Annotated in this window: 20 protein-coding genes and 1 pseudogene; 6 read left to right on the top strand and 15 right to left on the bottom strand. The window is 72.1% G+C overall.

Annotated elements, in window-relative coordinates; genetic code table 11:
• Nucleotides 1-14: 14 nt before the first annotated feature.
• From AC4IHM_RS00670 to AC4IHM_RS00660, 3 genes and pseudogenes are all read right to left on the bottom strand, one after another.
• Nucleotides 15-956, bottom strand: a complete 942-nt coding sequence (locus tag AC4IHM_RS00670; RefSeq protein ID WP_490865113.1) for a carbohydrate ABC transporter permease — start codon at nt 954-956, stop codon at nt 15-17.
• Between the two features lie 49 nt (nt 957-1005).
• Nucleotides 1006-2296, bottom strand: a pseudogene (locus AC4IHM_RS00665) (ABC transporter substrate-binding protein).
• A gap of 23 nt (nt 2297-2319) precedes the next feature.
• Nucleotides 2320-3321, bottom strand: a complete 1002-nt coding sequence (locus tag AC4IHM_RS00660; protein ID WP_490865112.1) for an NAD-dependent protein deacetylase — start codon at nt 3319-3321, stop codon at nt 2320-2322.
• 204 nt (nt 3322-3525) lie between these two features.
• Between AC4IHM_RS00660 and AC4IHM_RS00655 the strand changes: the two genes are divergently transcribed.
• Both AC4IHM_RS00655 and AC4IHM_RS00650 read left to right on the top strand, forming a co-directional pair.
• Nucleotides 3526-4356 (top strand): PP2C family protein-serine/threonine phosphatase, encoded by an 831-nt coding sequence (locus tag AC4IHM_RS00655; protein ID WP_490865111.1) that lies wholly within the window; start codon nt 3526-3528, stop codon nt 4354-4356.
• Nucleotides 4357-4406: 50 nt separating this feature from the next.
• Nucleotides 4407-5468, top strand: a complete 1062-nt coding sequence (locus tag AC4IHM_RS00650) for an MASE1 domain-containing protein (RefSeq protein ID WP_490865110.1) — start codon at nt 4407-4409, stop codon at nt 5466-5468.
• Here AC4IHM_RS00650 and rhaS read toward each other — a convergent pair.
• From rhaS to AC4IHM_RS00620, 6 genes are all read right to left on the bottom strand, one after another.
• Nucleotides 5456-6535, bottom strand: a complete 1080-nt coding sequence (gene rhaS / locus AC4IHM_RS00645; protein ID WP_490865109.1) for a rhamnose ABC transporter substrate-binding protein — start codon at nt 6533-6535, stop codon at nt 5456-5458. The two genes, AC4IHM_RS00650 and rhaS, sit on opposite strands and share 13 nt — an antisense overlap.
• Nucleotides 6536-6806: 271 nt before the next feature.
• The gene (locus AC4IHM_RS00640; RefSeq protein ID WP_490865108.1) at nt 6807-7166 is read right to left on the bottom strand and encodes a hypothetical protein; all 360 of its coding nucleotides are present in this window, start codon (nt 7164-7166) and stop codon (nt 6807-6809) included.
• Nucleotides 7163-8026, bottom strand: a complete 864-nt coding sequence (locus tag AC4IHM_RS00635) for a DODA-type extradiol aromatic ring-opening family dioxygenase (RefSeq protein ID WP_490865107.1) — start codon at nt 8024-8026, stop codon at nt 7163-7165. Before AC4IHM_RS00635 ends, AC4IHM_RS00640 begins: the two co-directional genes overlap by 4 nt.
• Before the next feature lie 63 nt (nt 8027-8089).
• Nucleotides 8090-8911 carry a citryl-CoA lyase gene (locus AC4IHM_RS00630; protein ID WP_490865106.1) on the bottom strand — a complete coding sequence of 274 codons (822 nt, stop codon included), beginning with the start codon at nt 8909-8911 and terminating at the stop codon, nt 8090-8092.
• A 160-nt stretch (nt 8912-9071) separates the two neighbouring features.
• Nucleotides 9072-10253, bottom strand: a complete 1182-nt coding sequence (locus tag AC4IHM_RS00625) for a CaiB/BaiF CoA transferase family protein (protein ID WP_490865105.1) — start codon at nt 10251-10253, stop codon at nt 9072-9074.
• Between the two features lie 94 nt (nt 10254-10347).
• Nucleotides 10348-11151, bottom strand: coding sequence for an IclR family transcriptional regulator domain-containing protein (locus AC4IHM_RS00620; protein WP_490865104.1), 804 nt, complete (start codon nt 11149-11151; stop codon nt 10348-10350).
• A gap of 256 nt (nt 11152-11407) precedes the next feature.
• Here AC4IHM_RS00620 and AC4IHM_RS00615 point away from each other — a divergent pair, with 256 nt between their 5' ends.
• Nucleotides 11408-12874, top strand: coding sequence for an amidohydrolase family protein (locus tag AC4IHM_RS00615; RefSeq protein WP_490865103.1), 1467 nt, complete (start codon nt 11408-11410; stop codon nt 12872-12874).
• Nucleotides 12875-12891: 17 nt separating this feature from the next.
• On the opposite strand, the gene AC4IHM_RS00610 is transcribed toward AC4IHM_RS00615, so the two are convergent.
• The 5 genes from AC4IHM_RS00610 to sigJ form a co-directional block, all read right to left on the bottom strand.
• Complete coding sequence (locus tag AC4IHM_RS00610; protein ID WP_490865102.1) at nt 12892-13881, bottom strand: NAD(P)-dependent alcohol dehydrogenase; 990 nt, start codon at nt 13879-13881, stop codon at nt 12892-12894.
• Between the two features lie 217 nt (nt 13882-14098).
• Nucleotides 14099-15010 carry a hypothetical protein gene (locus AC4IHM_RS00605; RefSeq protein ID WP_490865101.1) on the bottom strand — a complete coding sequence of 304 codons (912 nt, stop codon included), beginning with the start codon at nt 15008-15010 and terminating at the stop codon, nt 14099-14101.
• A 4-nt stretch (nt 15011-15014) separates the two neighbouring features.
• Complete coding sequence (locus AC4IHM_RS00600; RefSeq protein ID WP_490865100.1) at nt 15015-16211, bottom strand: C40 family peptidase; 1197 nt, start codon at nt 16209-16211, stop codon at nt 15015-15017.
• A 231-nt stretch (nt 16212-16442) separates the two neighbouring features.
• Nucleotides 16443-17066, bottom strand: coding sequence for a TetR/AcrR family transcriptional regulator C-terminal domain-containing protein (locus AC4IHM_RS00595; protein WP_490865099.1), 624 nt, complete (start codon nt 17064-17066; stop codon nt 16443-16445).
• Between the two features lie 236 nt (nt 17067-17302).
• A complete protein-coding gene (sigJ, locus tag AC4IHM_RS00590) occupies nt 17303-18217 on the bottom strand; it encodes an RNA polymerase sigma factor SigJ (protein WP_490865098.1) in 915 nt (304 codons plus the stop codon).
• 103 nt (nt 18218-18320) lie between these two features.
• Here sigJ and AC4IHM_RS00585 point away from each other — a divergent pair, with 103 nt between their 5' ends.
• A complete protein-coding gene (locus AC4IHM_RS00585; protein WP_490865097.1) occupies nt 18321-18695 on the top strand; it encodes a hypothetical protein in 375 nt (124 codons plus the stop codon).
• Nucleotides 18696-18717: 22 nt separating this feature from the next.
• Here the strand turns inward: AC4IHM_RS00585 and AC4IHM_RS00580 are convergent, their stop codons facing one another.
• Nucleotides 18718-19356, bottom strand: a complete 639-nt coding sequence (locus AC4IHM_RS00580) for a TetR/AcrR family transcriptional regulator (RefSeq protein ID WP_490865096.1) — start codon at nt 19354-19356, stop codon at nt 18718-18720.
• Between the two features lie 294 nt (nt 19357-19650).
• Here AC4IHM_RS00580 and AC4IHM_RS00575 point away from each other — a divergent pair, with 294 nt between their 5' ends.
• Together AC4IHM_RS00575 and AC4IHM_RS00570 are read left to right on the top strand one after the other, a co-directional pair.
• Nucleotides 19651-21132: an APC family permease gene (locus AC4IHM_RS00575; RefSeq protein WP_490865095.1), complete on the top strand. Its 1482-nt coding sequence runs from the start codon at nt 19651-19653 to the stop codon at nt 21130-21132.
• A complete protein-coding gene (locus AC4IHM_RS00570) occupies nt 21132-22232 on the top strand; it encodes an alcohol dehydrogenase catalytic domain-containing protein (RefSeq protein ID WP_490865094.1) in 1101 nt (366 codons plus the stop codon). The genes AC4IHM_RS00575 and AC4IHM_RS00570 overlap by 1 nt, the downstream gene beginning before the upstream one ends.
• Nucleotides 22233-22239 lie beyond the last annotated feature (7 nt).

Here is a 22239-nt window from a genome sequence, read left to right as displayed (position 1 = left end):
GAGTGCTGCTCCGATCAGTAGTTCTGGCGAAAGACGCGGCGGATCGTCAGGAGGCCGACGAGCCCGGCGAGGAAGAGGAGGACCCCGACGCTCTGGCTGTAGCCGAGGTCGGCGGCGATGAACGCCTTCTGGTAGACCAGGAACGACAGCGTGGTGGACGACGTGCCGGGACCGCCCTGCGTGAGCAGCAGCACGTTCTGGGCGGAGCCGAACAGCGTCCACAGGAACTGGAGCATCGTCACCACGCCGACGTAGTCGCGGATCACCGGGAAGTGGACCGACCACATGGTCCGCCAGTGCCCCGCCCCGTCCAGCTGGGCGGCCTCACCGAGTTCGTCCGGCACACTGCCCAGCCGGGCGGCGAACAGTACGGCGGTGAAGCCGATGCCGCTCCAGATGTCCAGGGCGATCAGACAGGCCAGGGCCGTCGACGGCGAGGCCAGCCAGGCGTCGGTGAGGGAGCCCAGGCCGATGCCCTCCAGGCCGCCGTTGACCAGGCCGTCCGGGGACAGCGCCGCGTAGAAGACCATCGCCTTCGCGGGCGTCGAGATCAGCCCCGGGATGAAGAGCAGGTACCGGACGACCCGGTGCCCGGGTGGCTGCTGGGCCACGTAGTACCCGAGCATGTAGGCGCACGCGATCATCACGGGCAGCGCGACGGCCAGTTGGACGGCGGTGTTGCGGGTCGCGTCCCAGAACACCGGGTCGTCCAGCACGGTCCGGATGTTGTCGAGGCCCGCGAAGGACACCGGCTGGAGCATGCCCGGCCAGTGCAGGGCCGCGATCACGAAGATGGCGAGCAGCGGCCCGACCATGAAGACCAGGTACCACACCAGGGCAGGCACCGCGAGGACGGTACCGCCCTGCCGGGGTCCGCGCCGGGTGGAAGCGGGGGAGGGGAGCGGGGCGGAGGGACGGGCCGCGCTGCCGTCCGGCGTCGTCGTGAGCGTCGTCATGCGGTGACTCCCGGAGTACGGGTGGCGGAAACGAAGGGGACCGGGCGGCTCATGCGGACCGGTACGCGGATTCGAGGGCGGCGCGCACGCGGGCCGCGCTCGTGCCCCGGGTGAACGACGTGCTGGTCGCGGTGATCAGCGCCTGCGCGGCGGCCGGCGGAACGTACACGTCGGGCAGCAGGACCTGGCTCACCTCGGAGCCGAGCCGCTGCGCCGCGCCGACCAGCGGGAAGTCGGTGCTGACGGCGTCCGTGCGCAGGGCCATGTCCCGGCCGCTCTCCGTCACGAACCGGGCCACCGTCTCGGGCCGGTACATGAAGCGCAGGAACTTCTCGACGTGCTCGATCTTGCGGACGCCGTTGGGGCTGATCCAGAAGCCGATGAGGGTGTAGGCGCGGATGACGGTGGGGGCGTCGTGCACCGCCCCGTCGGCCAGCGGCCAGCCGCCGACCTCGGTGTGCCGGGCCACCTTCTCCGGCACCTTGGCCAGGGCCGAGGACATCGCCGACTGGATCGCCGCGTCCTGGGTGTTGAACTGCGTGGTCATCGAGTCCGACGTGAGCCCCTGGGCCTTGTCCGCGAAGACTCCGGAGTCCCGCAGGTGGGTGAAGTACTCGATGCCCAGGCGTGCGCCGCGCCCGGAGAAGTCCCCTGTGGAGTAGACGTGCCGGGCCTCCTCCTGGGTCAGGAACGTCTGGATGATCTGCGCCAGCAGCTTCTGGCCGGTCCAGTCGTTGCCGCCCACCGTCACGGGGGCGATTCCCCTGGCGCGGAGCTTGCGTGCCGCGGCCGTGAGCTGGTCCCCCGTGGTGGGGATCTCGTCGACGCCGGCCCGGTCGAGCAGGGCGCGGTTGTAGGCGACCGGCCAGTTCGTGGCGAAGTAGGGAAAGGCCCGGACCCGGCCCTCGTCGTCGGTCCACGCGGACAGCGCGGCGGGCAGCACGCGCCCGCGCAGCCCCCAGTCGTCGAGGTAGGGCCCGACGTTCGACGGTCGCGCCGACATCCGTCCAGGCCAGCGTCTTGTCGTAGAGGTTGACCATCACGACGTCGGCCTCCTTGCGGGCCAGCCGGGAGGTCTCGTAGACCTGGCCGAGGTCGTCGCCGTTGACGAGGTTCTTGACCTTGATCCCGGGATGCTCCCGGTGGAAGCGGTCGACGGCCGCGAGATAGGTGGGGGAGCCCGGCGCGGTCGTGCCGAGCTGGGTGTGGACGACGAGGGTGTCCGGATCGGAGTCCGCCGACGCCAACGACGAACAGCCGGACAGAGCGGGCAGGGCGGTGGCCGCAGCCAGGCCGGAACCGGCGGCGAGAAGCCCGCGCCGAGTCAGCGATGAGCGCACAGGGGTGGTCTCCAACCAAGCGGTTAACGATTGGTTAATCGATGTACCTCGTGAGGTGCGAGGACCATATGGAGTGCGGCGAGCGCGGTCAAGGGGGTGACGCGGAGGAATTCCGCGACCTCGCTCAGGCCGTGACGCCGTCGTCGACGGGGATGCCCGAGCAGCCCGGCCACGGTGGTGAGGGCCCCTCCCAGCGGGAGCGCGACCCGGGTGAGGGCCTGCCGGTCGCCGCGGGTCGGGTCCTGATTGACGATCAGCACCGGCTTTCCGGCCTCCGCCGCCTGACGGACGAACCGCAGCCCGGACATCACCGTCAGCGAGGACCCGAGGACCAGCAGCGACGACGCCTCGCGGACCAGCCCGCGGCAGTGCTCGACACGCCCCGGCGGAACGGCCTCGCCGAAGAACACCACGTCCGGTTTGAGGACGCCGCCGCAGACCGCGCAGGGCACCACGCGGAAGTCCCCGACCTGTTCGTCGGTGAGGTCGGCGTCACCGTCCGGGTTGATTCCGGTGGCCACCGGCGCGAATCCCGGGTTGGCCTCCGCCAGCCGCCGGGCCAGTTCACGGCGCGGACCGAGCGCGCCGCAGGACAGGCAGACGACCCGGGCCAGGCTTCCGTGCAGTTCCACGACGCCCGCGCTGCCGGCCGCCTGGTGCAGCCCGTCGACGTTCTGCGTGATCACCCCCGTGAGCAGCCCGTGCCGCCCGAACGCGGCCACCGACCGGTGCCCGGCGTTGGGACGCGCCCGGCCGAAGGTGCGCCAGCCCAGGTGGCTGCGGGCCCAGTACCGCCGCCGGGCCCCGGCGTCGGCGGTGAACTCCTGGTAGGTCATCGGGGTGTGCCGGCTCAGGCTGCCGCCCTCGCCCCGGTAGTCGGGAATGCCGGACTCCGTGGAGATGCCCGCCCCGCTGAGCACCAGGACCCCGCCCGCCCCGAGCGCGTCGACGACAGGCCCCGGATCCGTGGTGCCCGGTGGCAGGTCCTCGGCGGGAGTCCAGCTCAGAGTGGGCCGCATGCGCATGCCGCCAGGGTACGGAACGGGCGGCCGTCCGCCGAGCGCCGGGGCCGCCGCCCGCCCCGGGCACCGCGGACGGCTCCGACATGCCCTTCTCGGGGCCGGGTGACAGACTTGCACTGTCCGGGACGCCGAGAGGCTCCACCTGCGAGAGACACACCGAACCGCACGGTACGCCCGTAAGGAGGCGGCCCGGCCCGGGAGTGGTCGATGTTCCGCAAGCGTGCCGCACCTGACGGCGAGGAGCTGGTGGCCCGGCTGGAGTCGCTGACCACGCAGACGCGTGAGCTGGCCGAGCTGCGACGCTCCCAGGTGGAGCTGGCGATCGCCCTGCAACGCGACATGCTCCCCGCCGACCTGCCCGCGATCCCCGGCTTCCACCTCGCCGCCTGCTACTCGCCCGCGTACGCCGGGCTCAATGTGGGCGGCGACTGGTACGACGCGTTCCGGCTCCCCGACGGCCGCGTCGGCCTCTCCGTCGGAGACGTCCAGGGCCACGCCGTCGACGCGGCGGCCTTCATGGGGCAGGTCCGCGTCGGTCTGCGGGCACTGGCCTCCGTGACGAGCGAGCCCGGCGACCTGCTCGCCCGCACGAACGAACTCCTCGTCTCCCTGAACAAGAACCTCTTCGCCACCTGCACGTTCCTGCGCCTCGACCCGGCCACCGGCGTCCTGGAGAGCGCGCGGGCCGGCCACGTGCCCAGCGTCCGGGCCAAGGCGGACGGCAGCGCGGAGGTCTGCGAGGACGAGGGCGGACCGCCGCTGGGCATCCTGGGGGGAGCCGAGTATCCGGTGACCCGTTACCGGCTCGCCGCCGGCGCGGTGCTGGTCCTGGTCACCGACGGAGTGGTGGAGGGCCCCTCCCTGAGCGTCGACGACGGGCTCGGAAGGGTCGTCCGGCTGGCCGGCCTCGCCGCCGCCGCGGGCACCGACGCGCAGACGCTCGCGGCGGCCGTGCTCGAGAACGCCGAGACGATCGGCCACGAGGACGACGCCGCCGTGCTCGTCGTGGGCCATGACGGATGTCTCGTTACGCCGTAGGGCGGGACGGGGCGCCTCTCACCTCGCCGCCGCGGCGGTGCCGGTGTCTGATGGCTGCTGTGGTGCGTATCCGTGCATGGCCGCGACCGGTCGCCCTTGCCTGCGAGACGCTGCTCGTCGCCGTCGGCTACTACGTGGCGGGACGACTGGGGCTGGCGGAGCAGCTGACCGCCGTCGGGGTGGTGGTCACTCCCATCTGGCCCCCCACCGGCGTCGCGGTGGCCTGTCTGCTGCTGTTCGGCCTGCGGTGCGTGCCCGGCATCGCGGTCGGCGCCCTGCTGGTCGTCGGCTCCCTCTCGTCGCCCCGGCTGTCGACCCTCGGCATCGTGGCCGGCAACACCCTGGCCCCCGTCTGCGCCTTCCTGATGCTGCGCGCGGTGGGGTTCCGGGTGAACCTGAGCCGGCTGCGCGACGGCATGGCCCTCGTGTTCCTGGGGGCGCTTGCCGCCATGCTGATCAGTTCCGGAACGGGCGTCGGCATCCTCTTCCTGACCGACCCGCTCGCCGTCGACGACCTCTGGCTCGTCTGGCTGGCGTGGTGGGTCGGCGACGCGATGGGCGTCGTCCTCGTGGCTCCCCTGCTGCTCCTGCTGTACCGCGCCCGCCGAGCGCCCCCGTCCTGGCGCTGGGCCGAGGCCGTGGGCATCGCCCTCGTCGTGTGCGTCCTGGTACCGCTGATCACCTACAGCCCGTTCAGCCTGCTGTTCCTGGTGTATCCGCTGCTGATCTGGGCCGCGCTGCGCTTCCAGTTGGCGGGCGGCGTGCTGTGCGCCCTGTTCGCCTCGGTGACGGCCACCGTCGCGGCCCGGCAGGGGGCCGGCTCCTTCGAGCACCTGACCGACCTCGAGACGATGATGAAACTCCAGGCGTTCAACGGAACCCTGGGACTGACCGCGCTCCTGCTGTCCGCGGTGATCGGCGAACAGATCAACACCAAACGGTCGGTTCAACGGGTGTGCAACGAGCTGGTCGAGGCCCTGGAGCACCTCAACGCCGGGGGTCCGCTGCCCCGCGATCATCCGGCGGAGACGTCCGGGGAGCCGGGCGACGGGGTGCCGTCGCCGTCGGCACCCCGCCGGACGTCTCCCGGTCCGGAGGGTCAGAAGTCGTAGTCGTCGATGTTGTCGGCGTCGAAGACCGTCGGCTCGCCCAGGGTGATGACACCGTCCTCGCTGAGCTGGTACCAGCCCATGTCCCCGGCCAGGAACATCTGCCCCTCCCTGCCGGTGATCTGCCCGGAGGCCAGGGCCACCGCGGCGTGGGCGGCCAGCTCGCCGAGCTTGGCCGGGTCCCACAGCAGGAACGCGTCCACCGTGCCGTCCTTGATGTACGGGCGCATGTCGTTGGGGGCGCCGAGGCCGGTCAGTTTCACCTCGCCCTTGTACTTCGACTGCGAGAGGTACTTCGCGGCCGCCTTGATCCCGTTGGTGGTGGGGGAGATGATCCCCTTCAGGCCCGGGTGCTCACTGAGGAGCCTGGCGGCCTCGTCGTACGACTTCTGCTCCTCGTCGTCGCCGTAGGCGATCTCGACGAGCCGCATCTTCTTGTACCGCGGGTCTCCGAGTTCCTTCTTGATGCTGCTGATCCAGGCGTTCTGGTTCGTGGCCGTCTTCGCGGCGGACAGGATCGCGATGTCGCCCTTGTAGTCGATCTGGTCGCCGAGCAGTTCGAGCTGCCGTACGGCGATGTCCTCGGAACTCGCCGGGGAGACGAAGGCGTAGCGGCAGTCCGGCTTGGTGTCCGAGTCGAAGGTGACGACCTTGATGCCCTGATCCATGGCCTCCTGGAGGGCGTCGCACAGCGCGTCGGGGTCCAGCGCGGAGACGGCGATCGCGTCGACCTTCTCCTGGGTGAGCGCGTTGATGTGGGAGATCTGGCCGGCCGCGTCGCTGCCCTGCTCCGTGCCCACTTCCTTGAAGGTCGAGCCGAGCTGCTTGACGGCCTGCTCGCCGCCCTTGTCCGCCACCGAGAAGTAGGGGGTGTTGACCTGCTTGGGCAGGAAACCGACGGTCATCCCCTGTCTGGTGGGCGCGTTGGGGGAGGCTTCGGCGTTCTTGGCGTTCGTCACGGCGTCGCCGTCCGCAGAGGTGTCCGTGTCGCCGCACGCCGCCGTGAGCAGACTGAGGGAGGAGACGGCGGCGAGGAGCGCGGTGGCGCGGCGTGAGGAGGTTCTGTGCATGTGCTTCTTTCGGTGAGTCGACGTGCGGCAACCGAAGAACCGTCCACCGTGCGCGGTCAGCCCTGACGGTCTTGCGGATGCGTAGCGGTCGCGTGGGCCGCCTGGGCGTCAAGGCTGGGCTGTGAAAGGGTTCAGTCAGGCTTGTCCCGGACGTTAGGCAAGAACCGCCCCGTGGTCAATGGGCTTCCGGGCAAGAGTTGTTGACCCTGGGGCAGATCAGGCCTGGTCATCCCGGTGTCCCGGGGCCCGCTCCGGGGTACCGGGACGGTGCTCAAGTCGCGATGTCCGGGTAGGGGAGGCCGAAGTGCGCCAGCCCCTCGGCGTACCGCTTCTGGTAGCCGAGACCCGGGTGGTCGCGCTCGAACATGGCGATGAACAAGGTGAGCGTGAGGAAGGGATGGGCACCCAGCGCGAAGAGGGCGGGGTGGTCGTGGGTCGCGAGTGCCTCGCGTTCGGCGTCCTCGAACACCAGCCAGGTCGAGGCCTCCCCGCCGACGCAGTTGAGCAGGGCGTTGGCCCTGGTCGCCTCCCACCAGGCGACGGTGGAGCGCGGGTTCTCCCGGTAGCGCTCCACCAGTTCGGGGTCGCGGTCGACGGTGTACAGGAACTTGTTCACCAGGTACTTGCTCATGCGTCGGCTCCCTTCGGATACCAGGTGAAGTAGGCCTCCATGGTGTGGAACAGGTCGAGGGTGTCCACGTGGTCGGCCTCGGCCCCCTCGCCCGCGACGCCCATCATCAGCATGAAGTCCATGAACCCGTGGGTGGCGTTGCCGGGACCGTGGAGGCTGTCGAGAGTGACCTCGGACAGGCAGCCCTCGATGTCGCCGCTCGCGATCCACTCGACGGCCCTGCGGTCGAACTCGGGGTCGGGACCGTGGTCCCCGAACTGACGCGGACCGCCCAGTTCGAGGGAGAGGTGACCGGTGCCGATGACCGCGACGCGCTGGTCGCAGGGCCAGCCCTCGATGATCTCGCGGATGGCGCGGCCCAGTTGGACGAACCGCTTCGGCCGCGGCAGCGGGGGAGCGAAGATATTGGTGTAGACGGGCACGATCGGCAGGTCGGCCTCGGGCCGCAGCGTGATGATCGGGCAGGTGATCGAGTGGTCGATCCGCAGCTCGTTGCTGAAGGCCAGGTCGAATCCCGCGTCCAGGCCCTGGCGCAGCACATGGGCGGAGAGTTCCTCGTGCCCTTCGAGGAGCATGCGCGGCAGGCCGAACTCGCGCTCCTCGTTGTAGAAGTTGGCGTCGTAGAAGGGCGCCTTGCCGACCAGGAACTGCGGCATGTTGTCCAGCCAGAGCTGGTGGAAGTGGTCGGACCCGACCATCACCAGCACGTCGGGGCGGGCCCGGGTCAGGGTCTGGCGGAACCGCTCGATCTTGGCCACCCAGGCGTCGGCGAACGGCGGCCGGTCCTCGCCGACGGCCGTGCTGGCCCGGTAGTAGAAGGGGTGATGGGTCGAGGCGATGACCGCCACCAGCTCTGCCATGGTGATTCCCTCGTCGGATGCACGGGTCGGGGTGGTGCTCCGCCGCTGCCGGGCCCGGCCCTGTCAGTCGCTCCCGGGCGGGGCGACGTACCGGGCGTTGCGGTCGACGGAGAGGTAGACGTCCATGCCCACGGGCGAACGCTGTTCCTCGGCGAGGTGCCCGAGGAGGCCGGCCGTCCGGGCCAGCAGCGCGAAGCCGCGCAGCAGGCCGACGGGAAGACCGAGGTCGGCCAGGGCCGCGCCGCACACGCCGGCGCCGTTGAGCGGAAGGGCGCGGCCGAGCACCTGCGGATGCACCCGGCCGATCGCTTCGAAGAGCCGCAGGTGAGGGCCCTTGTGGCCGTTCTCCTCGGCGATTTGGAGCAGTACGGGGGTGCGCGGGTCCGAGACCTTGTGGACGGGGTGCCCGAGTCCCGGGACCAGCCGCCCTCGCGCACGGGCCGCCCGCACCGTCTCCAGGGCCAGCCGGTCCCAGCCCGCCTCGTCGGCGTCGTCGGGCAGGCGCTCGGGGTCCGCGGCCACGGCCTCGTGCAGGAAGCCGCCGCAGTCCTCGGTCACGCCGAGGAAGCGGGAGCCGCCACCGAGGAGCCCGGCCGCGAGCGCCCCCTGCACCGAGTCGGGGGCGGACAGATAGGTGAGCCGGGCGGTGATCGCGGTCGGGGTGAAGCCGTGATCGGCCAGCGCGACGAGCACGGCCTCGAAGACCCGGACCTCGCCCGGGTCCGGACGCCGCTGGGTGACCAGCCACAGGGCGAGTTCACCGAAGCCGACCCGGCCCATGAGTTCGCCGGCCAGGTCGTGCCCGAGCAGGCTGATCGTGTCGGCGTCGGAGGTGCCGAGCGACGTGGGGTAGCGCGGCGTCGGGTCGTTCGCCGGTTGCTGCATGGGTGCTGCTCCTCGTCGGTGGCGGCGGCTCGCCGGAGCCCGGAGCGCAGGTCGCGCGATCGGGCCGCCGTCCGGCCGCGCGATCGGGTCGCGTGGTTCGGCCGTGCTTGTGCCGTGCGGTTCAGCCGTGCGGTTCAGCGATGCGGTTCAGTGGTGCGGTTCAGCCGCGTGGGCCGGTGAGCCAGGCGCGCAGAGCGGCGCCGTCGGCGTCCAGGCCGGGCGGCGGCAGTTCGTGGCGCGGCGGAGTGGCCGAGAACGCGATCGGATGGCGCACGGTAGGCACCGCCGCGTCGCCCTCGCCGGTCATGGCCACCGGGGCGAGCCCCACCTCCTCGGCGAACGCGACGCCCTCGGCGACGGTGTTGATGGGCGCGCAGGGGACGCCCGAGGCGAGCAGTTCGTGGAAGAGGTCCTTCTTGGTGCGGGTCGCCAGCCGCTCCACGAGCAGCGGGCGGAGCTGGTCGCGGTGGGCGGTGCGGTCCTGGTTGCGGGCGAAGCGCGGGTCGGCCGGAAGGTGGGGGAGCCCGAGCACCTCGCACAGTTTCGCGAACTGGCCGTCGTTGCCGGCGATGACGACGAGTTCGCCGTCGGCGACGGGCAGGGGCTCGTAGGGGAACAGGCTCGGGTGTGCGTTGCCCATCCGGTGCGGGACCTCGCCGCCGGCCACCTGGGCGCTGGAGTGGTTGACCAGGCCGGACAGGGCCGACGAGAGCAGATTGACCTCCAGGTGCTGGCCGGCGCCGGTCAGGTCGCGGTGGTGCAGCGCCGCCAGGATGCCGATCGCGGCGTGCATCCCGGTCATCACGTCGAAGACCGAGATGCCGGCCCGGTAGGGCGGTCCGTCCGGGTCCCCGGTCAGGCTCATCAGACCGGAGATCGCCTGGACCATCAGGTCGTAGCCCGGCAGCGAGGGGTCGGCCTGGGAACCGAACCCGCTGATCGAGGCGTAGACGACGCCCGGGTTGGCTTCCTGGACGGCGGTGTGGTCCAGGCCGAACCGGGCCAGTCCGCCCGGCTTGAAGTTCTCGATCACGACATCGGCGCGTGCGGCCAGTTCGCGTGCCAGCGCGGCGTCGGCGTCGTCATCGAGGTCCAGGGCCAGCGAGCGCTTGTTGCGGTTGACCGCGAGGTAGTAGGTGGAGACACCGTCTCGCACCGGAGGGAGCCAGGTGCGGGTGTCGTCGCCCCGGGGGCTCTCCACCTTGATCACTTCGGCGCCCATGTCCGCGAGCAGCATGGTGGCGTACGGACCGGCGAGGATGCGCGAGAAGTCGGCCACCAGCAGTCCGCGCAGCGGTCCGTGCGGGCCCTCGTCGCCGGATCGAGCCGTCGCGTCTGCCATGCCTCAGCGCTCCCCTTGTCCGGTGTGCGGACGGGTGTCCGTGAACGGAGTGTTGGATTGCCGGGGGCGCGGTGTCAAGACCCGGGTGTCGGATTCATGTGACCGGGGTCCGCGGGAGGGCGCCGTAGCGTGCGAAGTCGGCGCTCACCTCGCCGGCCGCGTGCAGCAGCATGGGCAGGTACTCGTCCCGCAGCGTCTTCACCGAGGTCTCGGCCGCGTGGACGGTGACGTTCATGGCCGCGATCACCCGGCCGTCGCCGTCCCGCAGCGGTGCCGCCACCGACCGGATGCCGGCGGCCAGTTGCTGGTCGGTCAGGGCCCACCCCCTGGCCCGCACCTCCCGCAGCGACCCGTCCAGTTCCGCGCGGTCGAACCTGTGCCGAGGCTCGGCCCCGGACCGGCTCGGCTCGGCCAGCGCCTTGTCCAGCTCCTGCGGCCCGAGCCCGGCGAGCAGGACCTTGCCGAGGGAGGTCTGCGGGGCGGGGAAGCGGGTGCCGATGCCCACCGCCAGCGCGATGATCTTGGGTACGGCGACCCGGGCCACGTAGACGATGTCCGATCCGTCCAACTGCGCGACGGAGGTCGACTCGTGGGTACGGGCGACCAGGCGTTCCATGTGCGGACGGGCCACCCCCCAAAGCCCCATGGCCTGCACATGGGTGAGCCCGAGGTCGAGCACCCGGGCGGTCAGGGTGAAGCCGCCGCCCGTCAGCGGGCGCACGTATCCCAGTGTCTCCAGGGTCAGCAGGATCCGCCGTACCGTCGGGCGGGCCAGGCCGGTGGCGGTCGCCACCTCGCTCAAGGTCAGGACGGGCGTGTGCGGGCCGAACGCCTTGATCACGTCGAATCCGCGGGCGATCGCCTCGATGAAGTTGGGATCGTCGTCACGACGGGGCACGGTGGCTCCTGCTGTTCGGAGATGGTGGGGGCACCCCGGGGCGCCTCGGTCAGAGCCTAACCGCGCCGGTCGCCATGTCCGCCTGGCGGAGCGGGCGCCACCGGTGCTCTTGAGGGCGGTCACACGGGTTCGTGACGGCCTCTTGACAGCGCTTACGGTCCGGACACATCGTTACGCCGCAGCGCGACGTTCGTCAGACGGACATCGGTCCGTCCTCGGGAGCAGCGCGCACACGCGCCACGGGTCGGAGGACTGAATGAACGCGGCCATCAATGCGGAAGGCTTCGGAGCGGGGGCGGCGGAGCGGCCCGTGGTGTTCCGGGGCGGAACCGTCCTGACCATGGACGACCGGCGGACGCTCCACCCGAAGGCCGACGTGCTGGTCGTCGGCCGGCGGATCGAGGCGGTCGGCCCGTCGCTGGCGGTTCCGGAGGGCACCGTCGAGATCGACGCCACCGGCGGCATCGTCATGCCCGGCATGATCGACACCCACCGGCACATGTGGCAGACCGCCATGCGCGGCTACGGCGCCGACTGGACCCTCACCCAGTACTTCGTCTGGTACTACCTCGAACACGGCAGGCACTTCCGGCCCGAGGACGTCCACGCCGGCAACCTGCTCTCCGCCGTCGAGGCGCTCGACGCGGGCGTCACGACGAGCGTCGACTGGTCGCACGGCCTGCAGACCGTGGATCACGCGGACGCCGCCGTCGACGCCCTGGAGGAGATCCCGGGCCGGTTCGTCCTGGCCTACGGCAACATCCAGGCGGCGCCCTGGGAGTGGTCGGCGGCCCCGGAGTTCCGCGACTTCGTCGGCCGGCGCTTCCACGGTGACGACATGCTCGGCCTCCAGATGGCCTTCGACGTCACCGGCGACCCCGCCTTCCCGGAGAGGGCGGCCTTCGAGGTGGCCCGGGAGCTGGGCGCGCCGGTGACCACGCACGCCGGGGTGTGGGGCGCCACCAACGACGACGGCATCCGGCTGATGCACGAGCACGGCTTCATGACCCCGGACACGGTCTACGTGCACGCCGCCACCCTCACCGCCGACTCCTACCACCGGATCGCGGCCACGGGAGGCTCGGTGTCGGTCTCGACCGAGAGCGAGCAGAGCTGCGGCCAGGGCTATCCGCCCACCTGGGCCCTGCGCGCACACGGCATCCCCGTCTCCCTGTCCATGGACACCAGCGTGTGGTGGAGCGGCGACCTGTTCTCCGCGATGCGGGCCACCCTCGGCGCCGACCGGGCCCGCGAACACCTGGAGGCACACGCCGAGGGCGAGACCGTGACCCACGTCCATCTGCGGGCCGAACAGGTCGTGGACTGGGCCACCCGCGGCGGGGCCAGGGCCCTCGGCCTCGACGACAAGGTGGGCAGCCTCGAAGCCGGCAAGAAGGCGGACCTCGTCCTGATCAAGAACGACCACTCCCCGGCGATGTTCCCGCTCCTCAACCCCTACGGTCACGTCGCCTTCCAGGCCCAGCGCGCGGACGTGCACACCGTCGTGGTCGACGGGCGGGTCGTCAAGCACGACCACCGCCTGGTCGGCGTCGACCTCGCCGGGGCGCGCCGGGCCGTGGAGGCGACGGTCGGGCATCTGCGGGGGCGGCTCGGCACCGAGGCCTGGGAGCACGGGATGAACCCCGACATCCCGGAGACGAAGGTCCTGGACAACCCGTACACGTACACCGGCTACCGCAGCGCCACCACCCACGGCGGCTGAGCCGGACCGGGCGGCGCTCACGACACGGTGATCACCGTCTTGCCGTGGGAGTGGCCCGCCTCCACCTGGCGCATGCCCTCGGCGGTGTCGGCCAGGGAGCAGGTCCGGCCGATCACGGGAGTGAGCCCTCCGGCCTCGATGAGCGCGGCCACGGAGAGCAGGTCCTCCTGGACCGGACCGTCCGGGGTCGCCGGGAGGATCGGGCGCAGCCGGTGCCGGGCGAAGGCGTTGACCGCGACCACCTTCAGCGTGGAGCCGATCGCCCCGAACACGCGGCCGGGCGAGCCACCGCCGTTGGCCACCAGGACCCCTGCCGGGGTGAGCACCCGGCGCAGCCGGTTCAGCGGGTGGTTGCCCACATTGTCCAGGATCACGTCGTAACGCATGCGCCCGTCGGTGAAGTCCTCCCGGGAGTAGTCGATGACGTGCGTGGCGCCCAGCGAGCGCACCACGTCGGTGTGGTGAGCGCCGCACACCCCGGTGACCTCCGCGTCCAGACCCGCCGCGATCTGCACGGCGAACGTGCCCACACCGCCGCCCGCCCCGTTGACCAGCACCCGTTGCCCCGCCCCGACCCGGCCCACCGTCCGGATGCCGCGCAGGGCGGTGACCGCCCCCATCGGCACGGCCGCGGCCTGCCCGAAGGTCAGGCGTGCGGGCTTGGGCACCAGCAAGTCCGGTGTGGTGCAGGCGAATTCGGCGAAGGAACCCGGACAGAACCCCAGCACCGGCGTGCCCACCGTGAGCCCGCGTACCTCCGCGCCGACCGCTTCCACCACCCCGGCCGCGTCGATGCCGGCCACCCGGCACTTCGGACGCCTGAGCCCCATGCCCCCCGTCAGCCGCGCCGCGTAGGGGTCTCCCCGCATCATGTGCCAGTCGTACGGGTTCAGCGCGGCGGCGCGCACCCGCACCAGCACTTGGCCGACTCCCGGCCGGGGCGGGTCGACCTCCTGGAGCCGCAGCACGTCCGGCGGGCCGAACCGCTCCTGGATCACTGCCTTCATCGCCCTGCCCCCATCCCCTCGGGACCCGTCACGGCTCGCGCGTGCGCCGCACGGCCACCGTCCGGGCGGCATCGGGTACCGCCGGGGTACGGCGTACCGCGGGTGAGGGCACGGTAGGCGGCGCGCGTACGGCCGTCAATCGCCCGGCGGATTCCGGCGGTTGACTTCTCGCGGCCGGCCCGTTCCCGCGCCGGTGGAGGAAGGGGGCACCTGTCCGTCAGCCGGCGGACCGGCCGGGCCGGCGGGTGAAGCGCCGCAGCCCCCGGCGCGTGGGCTTGAGGGGCTTGTCCTCGGGGGCGGCCGGTCCCTGGCCCGCGGCGATGGCGGCCGCCGGGGCGGGGGCCGGGGCCGGTACGGACTGGGGGCCGCGTTCGAGACGGCTGCGCACGGCCTGGGCCATGGCCTGGTGGGACGGTTCCAGCAGCAGGCCCTCCGCGGACAGGCGCTCCCACATGTGCAGCAACTCCTGCCCCCGGGTGGCGACCTGACCCTCGTCCCACAGCCGTTGCCACGCCGCGGTGGCGCGGGCCACCTCGGGCGCCGCCCGGCTCAGGTCGGTGCGACAGCGGATCCGCGCCACGGTCAGCGCGAGGATGGTGGAGAGCATGTAGTCGCCGCGCAGGTAGGCGAGGTACGCCTCTATCGCCCGTGCCTCCAGGGAGAGTTCGTCCTCCGCGCCCCTGCGCAGCGAGAGGTGCTCCCGCAGCGCGCTGGCGAGCACGAACGCGGCGTGCAGCTCCTCGCGCTGCGCGTGCTGGATGATGCGCTCGACGCGGGCGAGCGGCGGAAACGCCTCCTCCTCCGCGGCGGTTCGCTCGCGCCCCGGTGGCAGGTCCTCCTCGTCGGCGATGGTCCGGCTGGAGCCGTCCGGATACACCCGTACGCGCGCCACCTGCTGCTCGATGCGGTCGATGACGGTGGCCGCCACCGGCGCGCCCAGGGTGCGGGCGAACATGGCGATGGCGTCGAGTATCGCCTCGTTGGGGGGCCGCAGGCCGCCCATGTCCAGCAGATGGCCGTTGACCACCGTCGAGCCGTCCTCGGCCACGTAGGCGTCGAGGCGGATCAGCGGCGGCGCGCCGAGCGCGGGCAGGTTTCCCTCGTCACGGGGGGTCAACGAGTGGGTCATTCGCTCAGACTCCGGGTCGGACGACACCGAGGATGGGCATGGAGGCGGCCGGCGCCGTGGTGATGGTGCGTCCGGGCCGCGGGGCGTGGACGATCTGCCCGCCCCCGATGTACATGCCCACGTGGGTGGCGTCGTTGTAGTAGATGATCAGGTCCCCGGGCCGCGCGGACGACAGACCCACCCGGGCCAGTCCCTGCCACTGCGCCTGCGAGGTGCGGGGCACGGGGTGCCCGGCCGCCGCCCACGCCGCGGAGGTGAGTCCCGAGCAGTCGTACGACGAGGGGCCCACGGCGCCCCACACATACGGTTTGCCGATCTGCGCCATCGCGAAGCCGACGGCCCTCGCGGCCGCCCCGGTGGCCTTCGTCCCGCCGCCCCCCGAGCCGGACCCGCCGCCCGAGCCGGACCCGCCGCCCGAGCCGGAGCCGCCGCCCGAGCCGGTCCCGCCCCCTGAGCCGGTCCCGCCCCCCGAACCGGATCCACCGCCCGAGCCGGTCCCGGTGGAGGTACCGCCACCCGAATCGGAGCCGGTCCACCTGGACTTGGCCTCCTCGGTCCGCTGCCTCTCCAACTCGGCCAGCCTGCGGGCCTGTTCCGTCTTCAGCCCGGCCTCTATCCGCTCGGCGTCGGCGATCTTCTTCTCGATCTTCTGCTTCGCCTCGGCCTTGTCCGCGCGGCTGCTCCTCAGCTTGCCCAGTTCCTTGGCGGCGGCGTCGGTCCGCCCGCTCAGCTCCGTGCGGGCGGCCTTCTGGGTCTCGGCGACATTGACCAGACCCCGCAAGGCCTGACGTGCCTGGGACGCCTCGTTCAGGGCCTCGTCGGGATGATCGCCGAGCAGTAACTGGATGCCCGTGGCGGCGAGATCGCCCCCGCGGTACTGGGTCCGGGCGGCAGCGCCCGCGAGGTCGCGCAGGTCGTCGACCCGGCCCTGGGCGCGGGCCAGGTCCTTGCGTAAGGAGGTCAGCCGCTTCGCCTGCTTGGTCGCCTTCTCATTGGCGGCGTTGTACGCCTCGGTGGCCACCTCCGCCTCGCGGTAGAGGCCGTCCAGTTCGGAACGGATGCTCTCGATCGACTTGTCGTCCTGCGGGTCGGGCGCGCTCGGGGCCGCGTAACTCGGTCCGGGCATCAGGGCGATCGCACAGACAAGGGCTGCTGCGGTGGCCCGACTGCGCAGCTGTCCGCCGCCGGTCGACACGTTCATCAGCTCCACTTTCAGAGGTCGCGTGCTGGCGGCTCAGGCAGACGACGTGCCGGGCAGGTCGCCACCGTGAGTCACACGAGGGGCCGTTCGCGGAACACACTACCTTCGCCCGCCCGGCCCACCCCTGCCTCCCCGTGCGTAACTCGCCCACCGGAGCCGGTCCGTGGCCGACTCCGCCGGTCCGCGGCACCGCGACGGCCCGGTGCGAACCTTCCGGTCACCCGGTGCGGGTCAGGTGCGGGTCACACCGCGGATGATGATCGCGACCTCCGCGTCGAATGTCTCGGCGGGTTCCTCTTCGGCCCCTTCGCCGAGGATGCGCCGGGTGGTGGGGTAGCGCCCGGTCGCGAGCCGTCGCCCGAGGTAGTCCCCGACCGACGCCCGCCACCGGGTCTCGTCGGTGCCGGTCTCCCGGTTGCGGCGCCGCTCGGTGACCTCATTGCGCACGGCGCCGACCAGGTAGGCGTTGAAGACGCCGAGGGCCGCCATGAGACGGCCGCCACCGTCCGGCCCGAGGGCGCTCGCCAGGGCCGACGCGGTGGCCTCCATCACGTCCAGGGCGTGAGGGCCCAGATGCGGTCGGCCGCCGATCAGTTCGACGAACCACTGGCCCGGCTCCACGGCATGTTCGCCGGCTGGAATCCGGAACTGACCGCGCTGTTCGACGCCTGCGACCCCGGATCGCCGGCCGCACGGAACATCGAGGCCCTGCCGGTCGGCACCCGCTGGCCCGCGCGCCCGGATGTCACTCTGCTCGGCGACGCCGCCCACCTGATGCCGCCGGTGGGCGAGGGCGCCGACCAGGCCATGCTGGACGGCGTGGTGTTCGCCCAGGCGATCGCCGAGAACGCCCACGACCCCGCCGCGGCGATCACCGCCTACGAGACGGAGATGTTCGAACGTACGGCAGTGATCGGCGCCGAATCGGCGCACATGGAGCAGATGGGTCTCGCGCCCGACGCGGCCGGACGGATGGCCGCCTTCTTCGGCCGGCTCACGCCCGAACCCGCCCCCGCGCCCTCCCCAGTCGATGCCGACGCGGGGCACGCAGGGCAGGCCCCGGCCGTGTCGAGTCGGCCGGGGCGGTGGTGTCAGGCCGGTGCGGTCCGGCTCCCACGCGTCCACGGCCGCAGCTTCTCCGGGTTGCGGACCGCCCAGATCCGGGTGACGCGCCCGTCGACGACGTCGAACGAGGCCACGGTCTCGACGGCACCGCCGCGCCGGGCCACCAGGCCCGGCACACCGTTGACCGTGCGCTCCAGGAGTTCCAGCCCCGGAGCCCGGTCGGCCATGGCGGCCATGTACTGGGCGATGCGCGCGCCGCCCTCGACCGGGCGCAGGGCGGTGCCGGCCAGACCGCCGCCGTCGGCGGTCATCACGGCGGCCGGGTCGAGAAGACCGACGAGGGCCGCGATGTCCCGGCTCTCCCAGGCCTCCTTGACCCGCCTGACCACCTCGCCCCGGCCGGTCGCCGCCACCGGGGCACGGGCGACGCCCACCCGCCGCCGGGCGGAGGCCGCCAACTGCTTGCAGGCCGCGGGCGTCCGGCCGAGCACCTCGGCGATCTCGGCGAACGGGTACCGGAAGACGTTGTGCAGGACGAACGCCACCCGCTCGGCGGGCGTCATCGACTCCAGGACCACGAGGAAGGCCATGGCCACCGACTCGTCCAGGACGACCTGGGCGGCGGGGTCCGCGGTGCCGGTGCCGTCCCACTCGGTGCGGTCGGGCAGCGGCTCGGGCAGCCACGCGCCGACATGGCGTTCACGGCGGGCCCGTGCCGAGCCGAGCAGGTCCAGGCAGATGCGGCCGGTCACCGTCGTCAGCCAGGCGCCGGGGGACAGGATCTCCTCGCGCCGGTTCCGCGGCAGGTCGTACCAGCGTGCGTAGGCGTCCTGCACCGCGTCCTCGGCCTCGGTCACCGAACCGAGCAGCCGATAGGCGACGTCGATCAGCCGGCGTCGCTCCCCGGCCAGGCCGTCGCCGCCCGTACCGACACTCCCCATGCCTTGGGCCGCCCCCCTTCGCCTTACCTTTCGCCGACCCGCGTCGTCGCACTGGTGAGACCTTATCGACCTGCTGCCCGAGGGCGGAAAAGGGGACTGCGACATGGCTGCTCAAGCAATGACGGCGAACGTACGGCGCCACGGCTTCTCGTTCCTGCGGATCGCGATCGCCCTGCAGACCTTGACCATCTTCCTCCAGGCGGTCTCCGCGGGACTGCTGCTGACCGCGTCCTACGGAGAGACGCTGCACAGCATCGGGGCCCGTGTGATGTACGGGGCGTCCATGCTGTACGTGATCGCGGCGGTGCTGGCGTGGAAGCCGACCGGCGGCTCGCCCCGGCCGATCCGGCACGCGTCGGGTTTCCTCGTACTCGCCTCGGTCCAGGTCGTGCTCGGCATCGCGCACGTTCCGTCGGTCCATCTCCCACTGGGCGTCCTGATGTTCGGCCTGAGCGTGCTGGCGCTCGCCCGGCGCTGAGCCCGCCGCCGGTACGTACCGGTCAGGAAGGTGTGAGCGCGCCGGCCGGGAGCCCGAGTTCCGCCTCCGCGACGACGCGTGTCATGTCGGCCGTAGACTCCCGCCGGCGGTCCGCGCTGGTGTTGACGTAGGCGCTGACGCCGTCGACCGCCACGAGTATGCGGGTGGCGGCCGCCCAGGGATCCCGGCAGGAGAAGACCCCGGACTCCGTCCCGGCGGTGACGAGCCGCTCGATGCGGCGGCACCAGAGCAGTTCTTGGGCGACGACGTGATCGCGCAGCACGAGGCGGTAGCGGGACAGGTGCCGTGCGTTCAGCCAGAGCCGGCTGACGTTGTCGAAGTCGGTGCTCGACGTGAGGCCGAGAAACGTCCGGAAGGTGTGCAGCGGTCCGTCGTGCCCGGCGGCGCCCGGGTCGTCGGGCAGGAGGGCGTCGAGTTCGGCCATGGTGGCGCTGGTGAAGGCCTCGGCCACCAGGTGGTCGGCCGCCGGGAAGTAGTGGCCGACCAGTCCGGGCCGCACCTCCAGCTCGTCGGCGACCCGCCGCAGGGTGATGCACTCCAGTCCTTCGGTGAGCCCGATCCGTGCCGCCGTGGCGACGATCTCGTCGCGGCGCTCGGTCGGTGACTTGCGGACGCGCTTGCCCGGACCTCTTGACGTCATGCGGTGAACGTTATTGAGTGTGTGCCCAACAAGCAATTGGTCGCCCGCCCAATAAGCGGGATCGGCCGGAAACCACCGCCCGCGGGACATGACGCGGGCGGACGGCCGGACCGCGCCGGCGCAACCCCCGGGGAAGCGCAGGCGGCGGCCGGAACCTGCGGGAGCACCGGAAACGGACCGGCACACGGTCCCCGGGCCCCGCGACGACGCGATCCCGGACGCGACGCACGGCCGTACCCCCGGCCTGCCACCCCCTGGACGCGGACCCAGGCGCAGCACTGTCAGGAGACCAGCGTGGACAACACTCGCAACGATGCCGGCGAGCTGGCGGAATTCGGCTACCAGCAGGAACTGAGACGCACCCTCTCGCCCTGGGCCGTCTTCGCGATCGGGTTCGCCACCATCTCGCCCGTGGTCGGCATCTACGCCGTCGTCCAGCTCGGCTTCGTCTTCGCGGGCCCGGCGTGGATCTGGGCGGTCGTCGTCGCCTTCCTCGGCCAACTGCTCGTCGCCGTGGTCTACGCCGAGCTGTCGTCCCAGTTCCCGATCACCGGCGGGGTCTACCAGTGGGTGCGCCGGCTGGCCGGACCGCGGCTGGGATGGCTGACCGGCTGGATCTACCTGGCCTCGGCGATCGCCTCGCTGACCACCGTGGCGTACCTGGGAGCGAGCTGGCTGTACATGCTGTTCGCGCACGGTGCGCCGTCGGCCGTCGTCCACGTCCTGCTCGGCGTGGTCTTCCTCGCCGTGGCGCTCGGCGTGAACCTGCTCGGCGTCAATCCGGTCAAGCACTTCCTCAACGCCGGCATCATCGCCGAGGGCGTCGCGTCCATCGCGGTCAGCCTGATCCTCCTGGTCTTCGCCCACCACAACGGCTTCGGCATCCTCTTCGACACACTGGGCGCGCAGGCCGCCTCGGGCGGCTCCGTCACGGCGGGCCTGCTGACCTGCCTCGCCGTGGCAGGCTGGGCCTTCCTCGGGTTCGACGCCACCACACAGGTCGCGGAGGAGACCGAGCAGCCGCGGCGCAGCGTGCCGCGGGCCCTGCTGCGCGCCTACCTCTTCGTCGCCTTCACCGTCCTGCTGACCGGGCTCGCGGTGACGCTCGCGCTGAGCCGCCCGGAGGACGCGGTGTCCGGGGCCGTCGTCGACCCCGTCTTCGAGGCCGTGACGCTCGGACTCGGCGGCTGGAGCGAGAAGCCGTTCATCGTCGTCGTCCTGATCGCGTTCTTCGCGTGCGCCGTCTCCATCCAGACCTACATCGGCCGCGCGGTGTACGCCTTCGCCCGCGACCGCCAGCTTCCCTTCTCCGCGACGCTCGCGGCCGTCGGCCACCGGCAGATCCCCTACGTCTCCCTCATCGCCACCGCCGTCCTCGCCGGTCTCGGCCTGCTCCTCGGCCTGAACGGCAACGCGGCGGCCACCCTGATCGCATTCGGCTCCGGCGGCTTCTACTTCATCTTCCTCACCGTCGCCGTCGTGGCCCTCGTCGCCCGTCTGACCGGTCGCTGGAACCCGGGCGGGGGAGAGGTGCGGCTCGGCCGCGCCGGCCTGGTCGTCAACGTCCTCGCGGTGCTCTGGCTGCTGTTCGAAGCCGTCAACATCGCCTGGCCCCGCGCCGAACTCGCCCCCGTCGGCGGCAGCTGGATCCAGATCTGGGCCGTGGTCCTGGTCTTCTCCGTCCTCTTCCTCCTCGGCCTCGCCTACGTCCTGTGGGCCAAGCCCCACACCCGGCTCGCCCCGAGCCCGAACACCGAGAAGGTGACCATCCCCTGATGTCGCCCCAACTGTCCCCGGCCGTCGTCCTCGACCCCGGGAAGGGCCTGCACACCCAAGAGGTCTCGGTGCGGCCCGCCGGAGCCGGCGAGGTCGAGATCGAGGTCCGCGCCGCGGGCGTCTGCCACTCCGACCTGCATGTCGTCTCGGGCGACTGGCCGACGGACCGTCCGCTCGTCCTCGGACACGAGGCCGCGGGCGTGGTCACCGCCACCGGCCCGGGTGTGACATCCGTGCGGCCCGGCGACCACGTCGTCCTGTCCTGGTTCGCACCCTGCCGGCGCTGTCGCCGCTGCGCGGCCGGCCAGGCATGGCTGTGCACCGGCACCAAGGCCGTCGCCAACACCCTGCCCGACGGAACCACCGCCTTCACCGGCGCCGACGGCCGGCGGATCTGGCCCTACCTCGGCCTCGGCGCGTTCACACGCCACCTGGTGGTCCCCGAGACGGCCGCCGTGAAGGTCCCCGCCGAACTCCCCTTCGGCATCGGAGCCCTGCTCGGCTGCTCCATCACCACCGGCATCGGCGCCGTCGTCAACACCGCGGGCGTACGCCCCGGGGAGTCCGCGGTCGTCATCGGCACCGGCGGCGTCGGCCTCTCCGTGGTCATGGGACTGCGCCTGGTCGGAGCCGATCCCGTCATCGCCGTCGACCTCTCGCCCGAACGCCTCGCCGTCGCCCGCCGTTTCGGCGCCACCCACACCCTCGACGGCGCGCGCGAGGACGTCGCCGCCTGGTGCCGGCGGGAACTCGGCGGCGTCGACTACGCCTTCGAGGCCATCGGCAGCCCCAAGGTCGTCGAGACCCTGCCGGGCATGCTCACCTCCGGCGGCGCCGCCGTCCTGGTCGGCATGGCCGCGACCGACGCCACCGGCTCGTTCAACCTCTTCGACCTCGCCGACCAGGGCAAGCGCATCCTCGGCTGCAACTACGGCTCCAGCGTCGGGGAGATCGACATCCCGAAGCTGGCCCGCCTCCACCTCGCCGGCCGGCTCCCGCTGGACGAGCTGATCGGCAGGACCCGCCCGCTGAGCGAGGCGGCACAGGCCTTCGACGACCTCAGATCCAACACCGGAGTGCGGACGATCCTCGAACCCTGACCCCGCA

The organism is Streptomyces sp. SL06 (assembly GCF_058244745.1).
This window is presented reverse-complemented; position numbering and strand designations above follow the sequence as displayed.

Bases quoted from the DNA above. Each gene is read 5' to 3' on its own strand.
- rhaS (WP_490865109.1), bottom strand. From the start codon at position 6,535: ATGCACAGAACCTCCTCACGCCGCGCCACCGCGCTCCTCGCCGCCGTC.
- AC4IHM_RS00635 (WP_490865107.1), bottom strand. From the start codon at position 8,026: ATGGCAGAGCTGGTGGCGGTCATCGCCTCGACCCATCACCCCTTCTAC.
- AC4IHM_RS00585 (WP_490865097.1), top strand. From the start codon at position 18,321: ATGGCTGCTCAAGCAATGACGGCGAACGTACGGCGCCACGGCTTCTCG.
- AC4IHM_RS00615 (WP_490865103.1), top strand. From the start codon at position 11,408: ATGAACGCGGCCATCAATGCGGAAGGCTTCGGAGCGGGGGCGGCGGAG.
- AC4IHM_RS00650 (WP_490865110.1), top strand. From the start codon at position 4,407: ATGGCTGCTGTGGTGCGTATCCGTGCATGGCCGCGACCGGTCGCCCTT.
- AC4IHM_RS00670 (WP_490865113.1), bottom strand. From the start codon at position 956: ATGACGACGCTCACGACGACGCCGGACGGCAGCGCGGCCCGTCCCTCC.
- AC4IHM_RS00605 (WP_490865101.1), bottom strand. From the start codon at position 15,010: ATGACCCACTCGTTGACCCCCCGTGACGAGGGAAACCTGCCCGCGCTC.
- AC4IHM_RS00655 (WP_490865111.1), top strand. From the start codon at position 3,526: ATGTTCCGCAAGCGTGCCGCACCTGACGGCGAGGAGCTGGTGGCCCGG.
- AC4IHM_RS00600 (WP_490865100.1), bottom strand. From the start codon at position 16,211: ATGAACGTGTCGACCGGCGGCGGACAGCTGCGCAGTCGGGCCACCGCA.
- AC4IHM_RS00640 (WP_490865108.1), bottom strand. From the start codon at position 7,166: ATGAGCAAGTACCTGGTGAACAAGTTCCTGTACACCGTCGACCGCGAC.
- AC4IHM_RS00610 (WP_490865102.1), bottom strand. From the start codon at position 13,881: ATGAAGGCAGTGATCCAGGAGCGGTTCGGCCCGCCGGACGTGCTGCGG.
- AC4IHM_RS00660 (WP_490865112.1), bottom strand. From the start codon at position 3,321: ATGCGCATGCGGCCCACTCTGAGCTGGACTCCCGCCGAGGACCTGCCA.
- sigJ (WP_490865098.1), bottom strand. From the start codon at position 18,217: ATGGGGAGTGTCGGTACGGGCGGCGACGGCCTGGCCGGGGAGCGACGC.
- AC4IHM_RS00625 (WP_490865105.1), bottom strand. From the start codon at position 10,253: ATGGCAGACGCGACGGCTCGATCCGGCGACGAGGGCCCGCACGGACCG.
- AC4IHM_RS00630 (WP_490865106.1), bottom strand. From the start codon at position 8,911: ATGCAGCAACCGGCGAACGACCCGACGCCGCGCTACCCCACGTCGCTC.
- AC4IHM_RS00570 (WP_490865094.1), top strand. From the start codon at position 21,132: ATGTCGCCCCAACTGTCCCCGGCCGTCGTCCTCGACCCCGGGAAGGGC.
- AC4IHM_RS00580 (WP_490865096.1), bottom strand. From the start codon at position 19,356: ATGACGTCAAGAGGTCCGGGCAAGCGCGTCCGCAAGTCACCGACCGAG.